Source organism: Salipaludibacillus aurantiacus (genome assembly GCF_900111295.1).
Taxonomy (GTDB): domain Bacteria; phylum Bacillota; class Bacilli; order Bacillales; family Salisediminibacteriaceae; genus Salipaludibacillus; species Salipaludibacillus aurantiacus.
In genome coordinates this window covers 121,673-134,992 of record NZ_FOGT01000007.1, presented here as the reverse complement: position 1 = coordinate 134,992, position 13,320 = coordinate 121,673, and the positions used below count along the sequence as shown (strand labels likewise).

Below are 13,320 nucleotides of genomic sequence, written 5' to 3'. Positions count from 1 at the left end.
AACGGCTTGCATACATGCAAGCCGTTTACCGAATGAAAATTATTCAACTTCAAACTGTCCCATCATCCCTGCATCTTCGTGTTCGAGAATGTGGCAATGGTACATAAACACTCCGGGATGTTCGAAGGTGGCTATGACTCTTACTTTTTCGCCGGGAGACACGAGAATCGTATCTTTCCACCCTGTTTCGTTTGGCGGGGGCGGGTTCCCATCACGGTCAAGAACCTGGAACTGAACGCCGTGCGCATGGAATGGATGGATCATTCCTCCATTTCCACCCATTCCGCCCATCATTCCGCCTGCTTCATTGGTGATTTCCCAAATTTCCGTCTCATTTAAGGAGATCACTTCGTCAATCCGGTTGATGTCCATTTGCTTTCCATTAATATTAACGTTTCTGCCCATTCCCTGGAATACAAATTCTCTTGTTCTTACCGCTTCGGATGGATTAATTTCTTCTATCGTTGTTAACTGCCCGGGAAGGTCTGCCTGGTGACCTTCTTCTCCGGTGACCCGAAAGCTCATAAAAGGGGTGCCCTGATCAGTAAGCTCCAGAGTGTCGCCTTCTTCAAACTCAGAAAAATCAACGATGATCTCCGCTCTTTCAGCAGAACTTAAAACAACGTTTGTCATTTCTGCCGGCTGTTCCAGGAACCCTCCATCGCTGGCTATTTGATGAAATTTCTGGTCATTGCTCAGTTTGAAATTATAGGTTCGAGCGTTTGAGCCGTTTAATACCCGAAGCCTTACTTTACCTTGAGGAACTTCAAGATACGGATTTACCGCCCCGTTTACAAGCACAGTGTCCCCCTGAAGCCCCATCATAATATCATGTCTGTTCAGATTATATTCGAACGTTCCATCAGAAGAAAACTGTTTATCCTGTACGATTAAGGGAATATCATTTTCACCGTATTCCTTAGGGATATTCAGGCTGTCCGAAATGTCGTCTTCAATGATAAACATTCCGGCAAGACCTTTGTATACTTGCTCACCTGTTTTATGAAGCAAGTGTGGATGGTACCATAAGGTGGCCGCCGGCTGCTCAATTGGGAATTCAGGGTCCCATGTTTCACCAGACTCAATACCCGAATGTGGCCCCCCGTCCTCAGTTCCGTCTACCTCCAGACCGTGCCAGTGGACGGTAGTAGCATCACTAAGTTCATTTTTAACATTCACTTTCACATCGTCTCCGTTTCTGACACGAATAACCGGTCCAAGATAGTTGCCATTATAGCCGTATGTGTCAGATTCTTTTCCGTTAAAAAATTCCGTTGTCCCTTCCTGAGCAATCAGATCAAACTCCGCTTTTCCCTGCTCGGGGTTTTTGTCTTCTAAAAGCGGAGGAATAGGCAAGGCTTTCTCCTCTGCACTGGAAGATTGAGTGTTTGTGTTATCGGATGGAGGATTCATTCCGCCTCCAGTCATTGGGGCTCCCCTTTGAGGCATATTTTCTGCGAAAAACCAGCCTGCACCTCCTATGACTATGAGAAGCATTACTATAAAGACACCTGTTTTATTCATATATATCAACCTCCAATTTTTCTATGTATTAGTTAAAGTAAGCAGGGGAGGGGTTCCTTTTTTCAGCTTTACCCGTCTCGTCTCTTTTTCTTTTTCCTGATACCCCCCTCCCTAAACCTCTACGCTTGTAGTAGAAAGTTCCAAACTATTAAAGTAGAGGGGTTTAACGTAGTCATAAATCTCTTTTAAATGTGTTTTTTACTTTATTAGCAGAGGTGGATAACTTTAAGATATAAAAGTATTTTTTACAGATTCATTTCTTCCTGAGGTTTTTAAAATGCAGGGCTTAGGGTATGAGTTTTTTAAACAGCAGTGGCCGTTTATAACAAAGAGTCAGATGAGGGAACACTATTTAAAACTGGCAATTAAAAGACCCTTATTAATAATTAACTGGAGGTAATTATGTTTAAAGTTGAAGTTTTCACACGCCCAGGATGAATGGATTGCAAAATGGCGAAAGAGTTTCTTTCCAAGAACAAGGTTAGTTATGAAGAACATGACGTGAGTAAAAATCCAAAAAAAGAGCAAAGACTTATTAAGCTGACTGGTTCAAAAATGGTGCCTGCTTTACTGTTTAAAGAAAAATCCTTCGTGGGATTTTTGAAAAAGCCTGAAATATTAATAGGGTTTGAAGCAAATAAAGAGCGTATCCAGGAGCTGGTTAAATAACCGTCACTGTAAAAGAGAGTACACTGTGGGCTTAACGTGTACTCTCTTTATATTTTTAACTGCGAGTTGTTAAACATAAATTTCAAGCAAAAGATTGGAATATATACTAATCGCTGTAAGAAAAGAGCCGCATACACGACTCTGTGAAGTGTATTTAAAATAGTTAATTTAGAAGGGAAGTGTGTAAGTTTTCCTTAATCAACTATCGTGTTTCCTTGCATCATTCCAGCTCCCCGGCTGCCATTTTCTCCGTGGCACGCATTATACATCTCTTCCAGCTCTTCCTCAGACCATTCTGGATGCATTTCCTGCATAAATGGAAGCATGTCGTGGAAATTAGAAAACCCATTGTCCGAAGTTGCCAAAACCTGTGTGCCTGCTGCAAATACAAGTCCTAAAGACAATAATCCAATAATTCCTTTTTTCATTTTGCTCATCTCCTTTTGTTTTTCTAATTACAGCTTACTCCGAGAATATAATAAACTCATGAAGATGATATGAAGAAGTTATGTGTTTTAAAAAGGAGGGGAAGAGCCGGAGTATGCGAGGGGAGGGTGCACTCGGATTTTTGGTGGCAGAGGCAGTGACTTTGTGTTGGTGGATTGCCACTGGAATATATGAGGCGCTCACGAGGATATTTGATGCAGTTAGCAGAATATATGATGCACTCCAGCCAATATTTGATCCAATCCTTAAATCCCGCTGCAATTCAGGTTCAACCCAACCCCTTACTGTGATACTTGCCCTCGCGAAGGGAGTACAACCTCTCAACTTTGCTAAAAACTTCACAAATATCAATGCACCCCGCCCTCCTAATCGTAGTGTTTCCCTTTAAGGTCGTCCCTCTTTTTTGATTCTCATCCTATCCATAAAAGCTCTTACATACTTATTCAAAATTAGACATTTATATCCAATGTAATATACCTACGATAAATGAAAGGAAAAAATACTATCTTCCTGTGTGTCAAAAAATAAAGCTTCTTACTATTAAATAAGGGAATTCAGCGCTTTAATAAACAATTACCTAGTAAAAGTTTTGGATAAACAGTAATTTAGTATGGTTAATTATGGTGATTTATATGGCTTTAAGCCTCCAGCAAAGTACAATTTAAACATAATTTACTAACAAGTACCTATTCTTAATATTACGAAAAATCAGACAATAAGGGGATTTCTATCGAACTATCTACTGGTTACCATTAAGGTACACCAAGTTTGTGAGATGACGTTTGTTTAAAATTTGGGTAAAAGGAGGGTTATTTTTTTGTTAGTCGTTTCAACAAAAAAATGAGAGAGGATTGATGACATTTGAAGAAAATATTTCTGTCAACTTTAATTTTTATTCTTACTTTTTCGATTTTCGTTTTGCCGGTAGGGGCTGTTGGACAAGGGCCAAATTACAATGGAAATGAAACGATTAAGAATGAAAGATTGACAAGCAATGAAGATTTAATGAAACAGGTAGAACGGGCTGCGGATCGTTCTGAGTTTATTGAATTAGAAATCATTGGCCAATCAGTCAAAGGGAGGGATCTGCCGCTTGTTAAGTTTGGGAATAATCCAGACAATCCAACGATCCTATTCCTGACGCAGCAACATGGAAATGAACAATTAGTTACCGAGGCCGCCCTTCATGTCATTAAAGGGTTGTCCAATAATAACAAACATAATCAGGAGTTAGCCGATCAAGTCAATGTCTTTTTTGTCCCTCGCTTAAATCCAGACGGTGCTGTAGGAGACGTAGACTTTGATATCTCTAATCACTTAGCTGGAGGTCAATCGACTCGCGCCAATGCTGCTGGATTTGATTTAAACAGGGATCACAACACTCTGGCGCAGCCGGAAACTTACGCGTTGCATCACAATGTTTTAAGAGCTTATGATATTGATTACTTAGTAGATTTCCATCACCAGGGAGCCCGCTCAGCAATTAATGATCAATTAGTATCAGGATCTATTTTGTATCCTACAAACTCTGGAGTGAAGCCTGAGGTTGTTGAAATGTCCAAGCAATTAGGGAAAATCATGTACGACGCCGTTGAAGACCGTGGATTCGGCCTTCTAGGAAAGTATAATGGCGGTTCTGCTAATACGATCGCACGAAACGGTTTAGCCTATGAATATGATATTTCTACTTTATTGTTTGAAATGAGGGGAATGTCAGATCATCCAAACCCTAATACTATTCTCGGTCAAAAAAGTAACGGATATTTAATTCAACAAGGTGTCATCTCTATGGAAGCTGCTATTGATGCCATTGCTGACGGATCTATTAATGAAGCAGATACTAGTTTCTGGGATACTCTTGAAGTTCAGAGGTTTAAACCTCAAGAAGAAGCAGAAGTAGAATAAGGTAAAAGGAGCGGCCTTCCAGGAGGAAGGCCGCTCTATTTGGTGATTGTTGCACATTGATCGGGGATTGTAGCACTTTATTTAAGGATTGTTGCACTTTGCCAGAGGATTGTGACAGGCTACCTGGGGATTGTCGCACTTCTGAGGTGGATTGTTGCATATCGCTACTTAATTGTTGCGATTGGCCGCCAACAACGCTGTTTCAACTCACCTGGAGCGGGGCGGTACCGCCGAAAAAATGAAATTAGCTTTTTTGATGCAGTTCGGAGGATATTTGACACTTGATCGACTATTTGATGCAGTTCAGCAGATTTTTGATGCACACGCTCCACTATTTGATGCTCTTCCACCATTATTAGATGCAGTTTATAGGGCTCCATCAGTAACCGCATTATAAAACCCCTTCATGATTCGCTTCTGAACCATGAAGGGGTTAGTTATTTCCTATTTAATATTTTGCTCAAAGTACATTTCCTCTGCTACTTTCTTCTGTTCTCTTTCTTTTGGTCCCTGGCTGTCAAAACGGGCGTAATTATAGACGGCCGTGCCTACGATTTGCGCCACATCCTGAAGTTTTTCGATACTGATTTTATCAATTGTATCTTCCGGTGTATGGTACCATGGTTCAAGTGGAGAATGAATAAATAAGGCTGCAGGGATTCCTGCTTCTCCAAATGGCACGTGGTCACTGCTTCCGCCGCGGGCATAAGGGGTTGCTTCGCCATTCAAACGGAGGCTTGAAGCCTGGGTCAACTCGGTTACCAGATTAGACTGTCCGTCAACTGTCCTCATGACCAGGTCACCGGCATCACGGCTCCCAACCATGTCGAGGTTGAAGTTCGCTGCAATACGGTCAAGTTCTTCTTCCGGCAGGTTGTTAACATAGTATCTTGACCCAATTAGTCCAAGTTCCTCAGCGCCAAACGTTATGAAACGGAGTTCTGTATCTGTCGGTACATTTTTCATCACACGGGCAAGCTCCAGAACCATCGCTGTACCAGATGCATTATCATTCGCCCCTGGAGCGCCAGGTACTGAATCGTGGTGGGAAGTAATCGTAATGACTTTTCCGGTATCTTTATTTCTATTTGTCGCCTCTTTAGAAGCAATCACATTATGGGACGTACGTAAACCGGATTCGGCACCAAGAATTGTAAGGGAAACGGTAACATCCTCATTTCCATCCATTTGTGCAAGAAGCTCTTCTCCTTGGGCTCTCGTAATTGACACGGCCGGTACATAGTTGTCATTGGCTCCACCGAGAGTTCCGTTGATCACTCCTTCGCCATTATTGTAGATAATCACACCCTCTGCCCCTGCGCCTGCTGCATTCAGTACTTTGTCACCGAAGCTGATTTCTCCTCGCTGGATCAGCGCAATTTTACCTGAAAGGTCCAGGCCATCAAAGTCTGCTGGCAGTCCTAAACCGGCATTCACTAGTGGCGCTGTTACTTCACCGCTAGGTGTATAAGTGAATGGACGAGGATCTAAATCGGTGGCTCCTACAAATAATTCAACGGTGTGCGGACTGGTATATCCAAAAAACTCAAATGGCTGAACTTCAGCCTCATAGCCGAATTCTTCAAAAGTCTCCTTAATAAACTGTACCGCCGCGTATTCTTCTTCAGATGCGGCTACCCGTGGTGTCTGCTGTAAATAATCAATCGTGTCGTAAATGTTTTCTGCGTCAATTTGGTTAATGATTCGCTGGTCGAATGCAGCCTGAAACCCCGGATTTTGTGAATGTTCAGCCGGCTGTGCGGCTCCTTGCCCTGCAAAAGTTCCGAACGCTAAAGTCGATGCTGCAGTTAATGCTAAAACAAACTTTTTCATCGTACCCCTCCCTATTATTATGTAATCTCTTAAATCATATAATCTTCTAAAAATTCAGATAAGGTAATATATTACTGTAAAAATATAGTAGTTTAATATTTAATTTTCTATATATGTGAATATTTTGTTGTTAATAGACTGAAGGACCCGGTCTAAAAGCTTCTAAGTTCATATTCTTAAAGATTAGTAACCTTTCTAGTTTGTGCTATGAGCTGCAATCGGCCATTAAAAGTGAAAGCTGAGGGAAAGACCATACTTTAGTTTTATTACTTTTGCTCAGGGCCCTCAGGAAGGGAAACGAGAATAAATTTTTTTCAAAAAAAGAGTGAGTGAAGAGCATATTTAGGACTATCTCATTCTTTGGAGGGGTTACTAAACAGTTCTCCAAACACCTGAAAAACCAAAGGAGAGGCCTATTTTAATTCCTATTTCTGTCACTTTATAAATAGTTCTATTGAACCTGTTTGTTTTGAAAGATAATCTTCCTTTAACCATGACCTTACCCCTACCAAAAATCAGCTTAATTAACATCATTTATTAATAAACTCCTATAATATTTTTCAGAAAAATCAGTTACATAGAGGGTTAATCTCGCCAGACAATACCGCTAACATTATATTACAGCTAAACAACGAGCCAGCTTTTGGGCTGCTCTATTAAAAATGACAGGAGATGAGAGGAATGAAAGTGAGAGTTTTATTAACTTTACTTATCGGGATTTTACTATTCGGGTCCTTCAGTCCGTTTGGATCGGCAGCCGAAGGCGGGGAGGACACCATTAAATTAAAAGGCAGCCCGGCACAAATCGGTGAGCAATATGGAAAGCAGTCGAAAGAGGCTATTAAAAAGAATCTTGAGTTTTTTAACCAAATGGCGCCTCTCGCCGGTTTGACGGCATCAGACCTTGCTGAGGCTGCAAGCGAATTTGAAGAATTTTTAGCAGTGGAAAATCCGGAACTTATTGAGCAATTAAAGGCTATGGCTGAGCATGCAGATGTAAGTTATGACCAACTGCTTGCTTTTAACGCATTAGAGGAAGAAGTCATTGGGGATGGCTGTACAACTGTGTTGGCAACCGGTGACGCCACACAAAGCGGAAATGCTTATTATCACAAAACACGGGATGCGAGCAGAGGATCCAGTCAGGTAGTGGTCCAGGTTGAGCCTGAAGATGGGTATATGTTTATTGGCATTACGAGTGCAGGTTCCACAGGCATCGCCATGGGTATAAATGAAAACGGCGTCTCTGTAGGGAACAATGTGTTATCAACTTGGGATACTGGCAGAGGTTACGGGAACTTAACGGTTATCCGCCTGGCTTTAGAAGCGGCTTCTGATGCCCAGGATGGTGTGGCGTTTATTGAAAACCTTCAGCGGGCTTCCGGTTCTGTCTACGGGGTGGCCGACAAGAATGAAGCGGCGTGGGTGGAAACAACCGCTAATCATTCAGCTGTTCACTGGGTAGTGGACGAGGCGATGGCTCATACGAACCACTATATTCTTCCGGGGATGGAGCAGTTTGACACACTTGAAACAAATGAGTCAAACGAAAGATGGAGCTGGTACGTGTCCACTCATCATCGATTGGATCGTGCACAGCATCTGTTAGATGAAGACTATGGGAAAATAAACAGCCAGCGGTTAGTCGTTTTATCTGAGGATCAGGATCCAGCCTATGATGATAGTACGTACTGGATCGATTCTGATGCTGAGATCAATGGGGTAAAAATGGGGTCGGTGTCCACTGGCACCTTCGATGGCAGCAAGCTGCGTATGTGGTCCCAGTTAGGGCAGCCAAGCGTATCGCCGGCAATTCCTTTCAGAGTGGATCAGCCGCATATTCCAGCGCCTTTTAACTCAGGAAAACAAAGCGACAGAATTAAAGAAACAGCCGGTAACCGAAACTGAACAGGTCACTGTTTAGAAGAGCAATTCCACGAAGGTGGAGTTGCTTTTTTAGGCATCCGGTCTCCACCCGGAAAAACTGCCTATTTTTTCTTTGATTTTGAGATATGTTTCTTAAGCTGCAGCTTCAACAGTCTTTCCTGATGGTATGCCGCTTTCTTGATGAGACGGCTTCTTTTAATATAGTCTCTTTCAGCGGTCCGGTTATAGAGATACAGGTAGTAATCAGCCAGCACATCATGGAAGATTATCTTGAGCATAAGCAGCCCTCCAGTTATTTTTGTCCCCGTCTCAAAGTTTTTAAGAAAAGATTGTTGTTTTCATTATTACCATAATGATTAATGGATTATTGCACAATAGCGTAAAGGTCCTTATATTATGGATAAAAGTAGAAATAATGACACCGTACTGAGTGTTTTCATCCAAGGAGTGTTTTGGCGGAAAAAAGGGTAGAAAAAGGAAGAGGAGCTCGTGTGAACTTTAAAAAACAAGATATTTTTTCAGTTCTTCGCTTTTATTTTATAGAAGATGAACTTTACAACGAATAAAGGTAGTCATTTCAGTCGGAGAGCTGAACAATCAGGTGAAATTCGGCGGAATAATGTCTCTATCTCGTTGAAATGGCGGGCCAATCGGCGAAAATCTGAATCAATCAGCGAAATCCACCCTTCTATCAGTAACTTTGAATTATTATAATCTGACAATCTTTCAAAGACATATTCCCTCATTTTTATAAAAACCCTTCACATAAGTACCGAATTAGTTTATTAATATACCTTTATTACCTGATCTACGCTTCTCCAGGGGCTTGTCTTCATTCATCGGCATGATATATTTTACTCGTGTGTTGTGCCGTATTTTTACTTCATGTAAGGTTCAATCCAACAAAGTCCCAGATTTCGTTTAATTTAATCTGCATACTCCCAAATCGTAACTTTTTTGATAATAAGCAGTAGAATTCAGGGCATGTTATACTTAAACTATCATGAATTGAGGAGGTTGTAACATGGCTTGTCACACGCATAAAAACCATACTCACGAACATTCTCTTTCTTGCGGACACACGAAAATTAAACATGGTGGCCACGTCGATTATGTGCATGATGGACACCTTCATCATAAGCATGAGGAGCACTGGGATGAGTGTAAAATTGAAGTATCTGACCAGAATCCTGACAACTGCGCGCCGGTTGAGTCCGACTGCAAGCACAACGAAGATTGCGGGCATGAACTCGTTCCGCACGGCGACCATTATGATTATTTAGTAAACGGAAGGCTGCATCACGTCCACGGTGATCATATTGATGACCACGGACCTGTCGATGTTATTGAAAAATAATGACACCGCCTGCCTCAGGTTTAATTAACCTGAAGCAGGCTTTTTTTGTTTTCAAAACAAAAAGCACCCTTCCAGGTGCTTTCGTTTATGACAGCTGCATCGTTGTGATGCATGTATCGTCTCCTTCAAAGGTGGAAATCTCTGATTCAACTGTTTTGCCGTCATGCTCTATTGTCACGTGGTAGGTTTTGTCCCTAGGCAGCCATAGATCAATAAAGCCGTTCGGCGGAGACTGAATCGTCTCATCAACCGCCACGTTTCCTTCTGTATCCTCAATAAGGACCTCAAACTCTTCCTCTGCAAGCTCGCCCTGACAACCTGTCAGGTTATGGATGCTTCATGGATGAGTTTCATTGACGTACGGAGCAATTGACACAAAGAACTCTTCTTCAGGCAAGTCGTAAACCGACTCATTATCCTCGCTGTCTGTCACAATGAGTTCATGGGAGGTGATTGAGGCGACCTCACCCTGAATATTTCCTGAACTGTACTCGTGTACCAGTTCCTTTATATCTTCTGTTTCCCCTTCAACTGCTGTATCGGCATCCCCGCCGCATCCGGAGAGAAATACGAGAGCTGCCAGTCCCATGGCTGCTGCTCCTGCCCTCCGCATCAACGTGTTCTTCATATGCTTTTCACCACCTTGACTCTTATAAGAACATTATAACGCAGTTATTAACGTTTCCAAGATGACAATATATGAAAAATTTGAGGTTTTTGTGAAGTTTTTATTATTTTTTTCTGTCGGTCAGGAGAGACGGATGAGTGGATCGTTTAAAAAGTCATTAGCGACTTTCAATGTTAAAATTATGCAAATTTACCTTATATTTATTAGCTGCTTTTTCTTTTTCTTAGTAGTGAATAACAATCTTTGACTCGACAAATACTTACCTCTAACCGCACCCCTCCCATATTTTTAGAAAAATAGGAGGACTTCCCATCGTTTATTTTGTTTCAAACAATTCTGAATAAAACCATAATGTAAGCGTATTCAAAAATACAGGGCAACTTTATATAATTAAATTCAGGAAGGAGGTGCAGATAATGAACGCCCGAAGACGTCAGCTCGTACAGATGATTCTTAATGGAAACACTCAGTTCAAAATCAAAGATGTGGAAGACATGTTTGGAGTCAGTGAAAGGACATTAAGATACGATCTTGAGATTATTTCGGGTTGGTTAAAGGAACAGAGTGTTGATCTGGATCACGTTTCAGGCCGCGGTGTATGGGAACTGAAGTCATCTCCTGATAATGCACAACTCAAAAAAATATATGAGGCACTCAACTTTTATGGCCGTTCAATATCTGTCGAAGAACGATTTTTATTAATCATTCATGAACTTATTATTCAGGAAGACTGGCAAAGTCTCAGGCAAATTGCAGAAGAACTTGACGTCAGTAAAGCAACTATATTGCAGCAAATGGAAAAAGTAGAACAATGGGCTGGGCAGTTTCATCTTTTATTAGAAAGAGGCAGCAAAGGTTTCAGATTAAAAGGTGAAGAAAGGCATAAGCGTCTTGCTCTCCTTAGCGTTATCGAAAAACTTGAAGAAGCATGGGACACTGTCAATCCAATTCCTAATTTAAACTGGTCACATTTTTCATTAAATGATATTGATAAAAGTTTTTCTGTATTGGAAGAAAGTCTGCATAGAAGAGGTAATCTTTCCTCTTGTTTCAGAGTTTGGACGCTGCAATTGCAAAGGGTTCGGTCAGGCCATTTTTTGAAAGAAGAGAAAAGAAAAGGTGTAACCGTTGAAAACTGGTTCTCAGAATTATGGAGAGATTTATGTGCTGCATTCGAGATTCATTTTCTTGAAGACGAGATGATATTTGCCTATTTATATTTGCGGGCGACAGGAGGGATTTATGACACGGACCAAATACTTTGGCAAAAAAATGAATTGTTTTTAACTTTTGCGGACAAAATGAGTACGCGGATGGGACTGGCTGAATTTAGTGGGGATCAGCTGGATGAAATTTACAGGGAATGGGAATCTTTCTTAATTGCAAAAGAGCATGAGATCATTTTTATCCATCCGTTAAAGAAAAAGGTGGAAGAACAATATCCTTTTATTATTTTTCACCTGTGGGAAGTCTTATCAGACGAGATCATGCCTGAAGAGACACTGCGTATGGACAGTATGACGCCTATGGCTATTTGCCTGGCTTTTATTTACGAAAAAGCGTCATTTGAAAATGAGCGGTATCCAGTTTGGGTCGTGTGCCCGGGCGGTCTTGCGGCAAGCCGGTTATTAACAGTGACAATCATGAAGCACTTTCCTCAAATTGAGGTCAAAAAAACAATGGCTATATCGGAACTGAAGCATGTGAAAGATTGGGAAAAACCTGACTTTATAGTCTCTTCAGTCTCGCTGCATGACACTCCGTACCCTTATGTCACAGTAAAACCAATAATGACGGCTGATGACATAAAAAAACTGGAGAATTTCATAGGAAATACAGCCAGAAAAAATGGCGCCAAGCTGATAGAGGAAAGTCATAAATCTATTCATGCTTTAATTCCTCCTGAAAGAATTGCAGTATATGAAGAAACGGCCACAGACAATTTAGAACCTGTTCTTGATGTAGGTGTTTCCTTATTGGAGCAGGCTAATCTTGTAAACGCATACTTCGTAGATGATATTAAGCGTACAGTTTTCGAGAAGGAATATTTGTATGAACTCATTCCGGGATTATTGTTTATTCATACAGATTCCAACAATGTGATGAAGCCAGGGTTCAGCCTGGTTCAATTGAAAAAACCGTTTGTAAAAGGGGACAAGCTGCATTCTTATGCTGTGTTGTTTATGGCGACGCCGGATAAACAGGCTCACATTCCCCAATTACAGTATTTGCATCAGCTTCTTATGAATAAAGACAGGGTAGATGAAATTTTACACTGGTCGAAATTGATTGGACGAGGTGATTAGAGTGAGTGACGTTAAATTAGACAAATCAAGTATTCAATGGAAACAGGAGGTGACTGACTGGAGAGAGGCTATTAAGGTGAGCGCCGAGCCATTACTGCAGCAGGGCAAGATCACGGAAAACTATATTCAAGCCATGATAGATAATATTGATAATTTAGGACCTTATATCCTGATCGCGCCTAATGTGGCCCTGCCTCATGCCAGGCCTGAAGCGGGAGTAAATGAACGCGGGATTGCCTTAACTGTGTTTAAAAAAGATGTGGAATTTCCGCCAGGCACAGATAACAAAACTGACACAGCGAGATTATTTATTTGTCTGGCAGCGACAGATTCAGAAACCCACCTTAACTTTTTAAAAGGTATATCCAGCTGGATAGAAGACGAAGAGTTTATTAACCGGTTGTTAGAGACAGATTCACAGGAAGAAACAGAAGATATTATTAATGAGTTTTATACAAAAAATTAATTACGAGGAGGAAACAAAATGAAAATTTTATGTGTATGTGGAATGGGATTTGGTTCAAGTCTAATGTTAAAGATGACTGTTGAAAAGGTGATTCAGAAGAAAGGGCTGAATGCGGAAGCAGAAGCAACCGATATTGGAACCGCTTCAGGTACTCAAGCGGACTTAATTTTAACAAATAATGAGTTTGCTTCACAGCTTGAAGGCGGGTCGGTACCAGTAAAAGCGGTAATGAATATGGCCAGTGAGGATGAAGTGGAAAAAGCGATCGATGAATATCTGGATTCCAAATAATTAGGCA

14 protein-coding genes are annotated in these 13,320 nt (G+C 41.2%); 8 read left to right on the top strand and 6 right to left on the bottom strand.

The window, feature by feature from the left end:
• Positions 1-39 precede the first annotated feature (39 nt).
• Positions 40-1,524 carry a multicopper oxidase family protein gene (locus BMW59_RS10520; protein WP_093051425.1) on the bottom strand — a complete coding sequence of 495 codons (1,485 nt, stop codon included), beginning with the start codon at positions 1,522-1,524 and terminating at the stop codon, positions 40-42.
• A gap of 438 nt (positions 1,525-1,962) precedes the next feature.
• On the opposite strand from BMW59_RS10520, the gene BMW59_RS10515 reads away from it, so the two are divergent.
• The gene (locus tag BMW59_RS10515) at positions 1,963-2,193 is read left to right on the top strand and encodes a glutaredoxin family protein (protein ID WP_093051422.1); all 231 of its coding nucleotides are present in this window, start codon (positions 1,963-1,965) and stop codon (positions 2,191-2,193) included.
• A gap of 194 nt (positions 2,194-2,387) precedes the next feature.
• On the opposite strand, the gene BMW59_RS10510 is transcribed toward BMW59_RS10515, so the two are convergent.
• Entirely contained in the window at positions 2,388-2,621 is a 234-nt protein-coding gene (locus tag BMW59_RS10510; RefSeq protein ID WP_245733061.1) for a hypothetical protein, read from the bottom strand.
• Positions 2,622-3,501: 880 nt separating this feature from the next.
• Between BMW59_RS10510 and BMW59_RS10500 the strand changes: the two genes are divergently transcribed.
• Both BMW59_RS10500 and BMW59_RS21695 read left to right on the top strand, forming a co-directional pair.
• Positions 3,502-4,545 (top strand): M14 family zinc carboxypeptidase, encoded by a 1,044-nt coding sequence (locus BMW59_RS10500; RefSeq protein WP_093051413.1) that lies wholly within the window; start codon positions 3,502-3,504, stop codon positions 4,543-4,545.
• A gap of 181 nt (positions 4,546-4,726) precedes the next feature.
• The gene (locus BMW59_RS21695; protein WP_093051410.1) at positions 4,727-4,942 is read left to right on the top strand and encodes a hypothetical protein; all 216 of its coding nucleotides are present in this window, start codon (positions 4,727-4,729) and stop codon (positions 4,940-4,942) included.
• Positions 4,943-4,989: 47 nt separating this feature from the next.
• On the opposite strand, the gene BMW59_RS10490 is transcribed toward BMW59_RS21695, so the two are convergent.
• Both BMW59_RS10490 and BMW59_RS21690 read right to left on the bottom strand, forming a co-directional pair.
• Positions 4,990-6,378: a DUF4910 domain-containing protein gene (locus BMW59_RS10490; RefSeq protein ID WP_093051407.1), complete on the bottom strand. Its 1,389-nt coding sequence runs from the start codon at positions 6,376-6,378 to the stop codon at positions 4,990-4,992.
• Between the two features lie 372 nt (positions 6,379-6,750).
• Complete coding sequence (locus BMW59_RS21690) at positions 6,751-6,912, bottom strand: hypothetical protein (protein ID WP_177174287.1); 162 nt, start codon at positions 6,910-6,912, stop codon at positions 6,751-6,753.
• Between the two features lie 147 nt (positions 6,913-7,059).
• Here BMW59_RS21690 and BMW59_RS10485 point away from each other — a divergent pair, with 147 nt between their 5' ends.
• The gene (locus BMW59_RS10485; protein ID WP_177174286.1) at positions 7,060-8,286 is read left to right on the top strand and encodes a C45 family autoproteolytic acyltransferase/hydrolase; all 1,227 of its coding nucleotides are present in this window, start codon (positions 7,060-7,062) and stop codon (positions 8,284-8,286) included.
• Between the two features lie 80 nt (positions 8,287-8,366).
• Here the strand turns inward: BMW59_RS10485 and BMW59_RS21685 are convergent, their stop codons facing one another.
• A complete protein-coding gene (locus BMW59_RS21685; protein WP_177174285.1) occupies positions 8,367-8,543 on the bottom strand; it encodes a hypothetical protein in 177 nt (58 codons plus the stop codon).
• 746 nt (positions 8,544-9,289) lie between these two features.
• Here BMW59_RS21685 and BMW59_RS10480 point away from each other — a divergent pair.
• Entirely contained in the window at positions 9,290-9,622 is a 333-nt protein-coding gene (locus BMW59_RS10480) for a hypothetical protein (protein WP_093051401.1), read from the top strand.
• A gap of 85 nt (positions 9,623-9,707) precedes the next feature.
• Here BMW59_RS10480 and BMW59_RS21680 read toward each other — a convergent pair whose 3' ends face one another.
• The gene (locus tag BMW59_RS21680) at positions 9,708-10,235 is read right to left on the bottom strand and encodes a CueP family metal-binding protein (RefSeq protein ID WP_425441267.1); all 528 of its coding nucleotides are present in this window, start codon (positions 10,233-10,235) and stop codon (positions 9,708-9,710) included.
• A gap of 431 nt (positions 10,236-10,666) precedes the next feature.
• Between BMW59_RS21680 and BMW59_RS10465 the strand changes: the two genes are divergently transcribed.
• Genes BMW59_RS10465 through BMW59_RS10455 form a run of 3 tightly spaced genes read left to right on the top strand, consistent with a single transcriptional unit; the run spans position 10,667 to position 13,313 of the window.
• Positions 10,667-12,556, top strand: coding sequence for a BglG family transcription antiterminator (locus BMW59_RS10465; protein WP_093051395.1), 1,890 nt, complete (start codon positions 10,667-10,669; stop codon positions 12,554-12,556).
• A 1-nt stretch (position 12,557) separates the two neighbouring features.
• Positions 12,558-13,022 (top strand): PTS sugar transporter subunit IIA, encoded by a 465-nt coding sequence (locus BMW59_RS10460; protein WP_177174284.1) that lies wholly within the window; start codon positions 12,558-12,560, stop codon positions 13,020-13,022.
• An 18-nt stretch (positions 13,023-13,040) separates the two neighbouring features.
• Positions 13,041-13,313 carry a PTS sugar transporter subunit IIB gene (locus BMW59_RS10455; RefSeq protein ID WP_093051389.1) on the top strand — a complete coding sequence of 91 codons (273 nt, stop codon included), beginning with the start codon at positions 13,041-13,043 and terminating at the stop codon, positions 13,311-13,313.
• Positions 13,314-13,320: the final 7 nt, after the last annotated feature.

What these genes read in the sequence shown, in the direction of transcription:
- BMW59_RS10510 (WP_245733061.1), bottom strand. Translation starts at nt 2,621, where the DNA reads ATGAAAAAAGGAATTATTGGATTATTGTCTTTAGGACTTGTATTTGCA.
- BMW59_RS10520 (WP_093051425.1), bottom strand. Translation starts at nt 1,524, where the DNA reads ATGAATAAAACAGGTGTCTTTATAGTAATGCTTCTCATAGTCATAGGA.
- BMW59_RS10455 (WP_093051389.1), top strand. Translation starts at nt 13,041, where the DNA reads ATGAAAATTTTATGTGTATGTGGAATGGGATTTGGTTCAAGTCTAATG.
- BMW59_RS10480 (WP_093051401.1), top strand. Translation starts at nt 9,290, where the DNA reads ATGGCTTGTCACACGCATAAAAACCATACTCACGAACATTCTCTTTCT.
- BMW59_RS21685 (WP_177174285.1), bottom strand. Translation starts at nt 8,543, where the DNA reads ATGCTCAAGATAATCTTCCATGATGTGCTGGCTGATTACTACCTGTAT.
- BMW59_RS10485 (WP_177174286.1), top strand. Translation starts at nt 7,060, where the DNA reads ATGAAAGTGAGAGTTTTATTAACTTTACTTATCGGGATTTTACTATTC.
- BMW59_RS10490 (WP_093051407.1), bottom strand. Translation starts at nt 6,378, where the DNA reads ATGAAAAAGTTTGTTTTAGCATTAACTGCAGCATCGACTTTAGCGTTC.
- BMW59_RS10515 (WP_093051422.1), top strand. Translation starts at nt 1,963, where the DNA reads ATGGATTGCAAAATGGCGAAAGAGTTTCTTTCCAAGAACAAGGTTAGT.
- BMW59_RS10465 (WP_093051395.1), top strand. Translation starts at nt 10,667, where the DNA reads ATGAACGCCCGAAGACGTCAGCTCGTACAGATGATTCTTAATGGAAAC.
- BMW59_RS21690 (WP_177174287.1), bottom strand. Translation starts at nt 6,912, where the DNA reads ATGATGTTAATTAAGCTGATTTTTGGTAGGGGTAAGGTCATGGTTAAA.